This window comes from Microcoleus sp. AT8-B5, from assembly GCF_036705565.1.
In the GTDB taxonomy this organism is placed as follows: domain Bacteria; phylum Cyanobacteriota; class Cyanobacteriia; order Cyanobacteriales; family Microcoleaceae; genus Microcoleus.
In genome coordinates, this window is record NZ_JAUBUY010000113.1 from 1 (window position 1) to 1,888 (window position 1,888).

Sequence of the window (1,888 nt, forward strand, 5' to 3'; positions counted from 1 at the left end):
ATCTTTTCTCAACTGCAGCTGGTGCGACATGACGCTGTCGGACAAATTCGTTTGAATTGAAAATTTAATGTTCTAAATTTATTTCGTGCCAGGCTGACGAAACGCTATTCGCACTTCGCCAAGCCTTTAACGTTACCTGCCATATTTAAAATGAACCTCAAACCTTTCATAATATATTTCACAGCCTTTCTTCTTGTGGGACAAAATGCTGTTGCTCAAAAAAGGTATCTAGTTGGTGCAGGCAGTTTGACATATAAAACCTTCTCCAAAGTATTAGTCGACAAGCATCTGAAAGACACATTTTCTTTCGCCAAAAATTGGGACTATTCTTGGGAGGTTTTCAAAGACGATAGCACTGGTGAATTTAGCAAAAATGATGACGAGCCAATAACACCGGCTGACACAGCTCATTTATTTTTCACAGCGAATTGTTCGACAAATGTTCAAGGTGGATACGATATAAGATATTGTTTCGCCAACAAAACTAAAGACGGGCTTATCTTGATATTTTCTGACGGACTTCCAGCTTACGCAAGTGAGTTCTACGTCCATATACAAGGTGACAGCTTTTATTTTGAGCCTCAGACCGTTTATCCAGCTTTAATTCCCGGACAAAAAACCTCATACCAAGTGACAAAGCAAAGATTGATGCTGAACAAAAGCAGATATTCACTTGGTGACATTATAATAGGATATGTGGACATGGAGTTTACAGAGACAGTTTCTATACCAGAAAAAGGAACTCAAAAAGACACATTCTATTTAAGAGGTTACATTAGGACAGGACTAAAACGGCAGCCATAATACGGCAGGTAACAAAGTATTGCCAAAAGCGGGGTTGACGTAGTAAACATGAACATTTGGTTCGATTATCAACTTCGGCTTCATAGTGACCGGCTTCGCTCGGTCATTTTTGGGTGATTAAAATTTGGTATTTCTATTTAACTTTAGTTACCAGGCTGGACGTTATAAAATATCCCGCCTTCGGCAATACCTGAACGTTGTGTGCCATTCGGATCAACATAACATAGACTTCATGATCATCAAAATAGTCTTAATAACGTTGATGTTTCTAAAATGCAGCAAGTTGTCTGCACAGGACAGCATAAGCAATACTCAAGTCAAAAAACAGATTACGTTTGACAGCTTAAAACAGGCTCTTCTAAAGAACGTGTGGACATATGGCTCAAGTACAGCAACTAAAATAACACCAAGATATGTCGGCATGAGGTATATCGCCAGCCCCGTTTTTGAAGTTCAATCTAACAGCGGAAAATATTATTATCAATTTCGGAGTAAAGATGACAGTGCCAGAATACTCGAATTTATAAATGAGTTCTTTCAAGATGAGAAAGTGGAAAAGATACATATTTTAGACAGTAGTAATTCTGTGGGCGTATTTGGAAAACTAGATGACTTCGGTGCAATCATAATGACTGTAAGACCCGGTGCAGACTTTAACCCTAAAGTTGCTGGACTAACTACAATTCATAAGCTTAAACGGAAATATAGAAAACAACATCATACAAGGTATTTTGGGACAAATCAGCCTGGCGATCTTGAATATTTTCAATTTCTATTTGTAGGCAATAAAGGGACTTAATAGAACTGCTAGACAAACGGCACACAACATAGGTTTGCTGCTATGCTGGCTGACACTACGCAGCATCAACTTTTGTTTCGCTCATCAGCAGTAGTTTCAGCCGACATTACGCTAATGAGCAACAGAATATATTTTGTACTTTGGTTTTTTAATCGGCTTCAGTTGCCAGGCTGACAATTATAAAATACCAGCACAGCAGCAAGCCCTCAACGTTAGTTGCAATTCTATTATGACACTTCACAAAATTTCATTTGGACTTTTATTGTTGACATTTCTTAGCTGCCA

General features: G+C 38.4%; 2 protein-coding genes. Both read left to right on the forward strand.

What is annotated here, in order from left to right; genetic code table 11:
• Window positions 1-150: 150 nt before the first annotated feature.
• Window positions 151-804, forward strand: coding sequence for a hypothetical protein (locus tag QUB39_RS30365; protein WP_333245745.1), 654 nt, complete (start codon window positions 151-153; stop codon window positions 802-804).
• Between the two features lie 283 nt (window positions 805-1,087).
• The gene (locus tag QUB39_RS30370; protein ID WP_333245748.1) at window positions 1,088-1,603 is read left to right on the forward strand and encodes a hypothetical protein; all 516 of its coding nucleotides are present in this window, start codon (window positions 1,088-1,090) and stop codon (window positions 1,601-1,603) included.
• Window positions 1,604-1,888 lie beyond the last annotated feature (285 nt).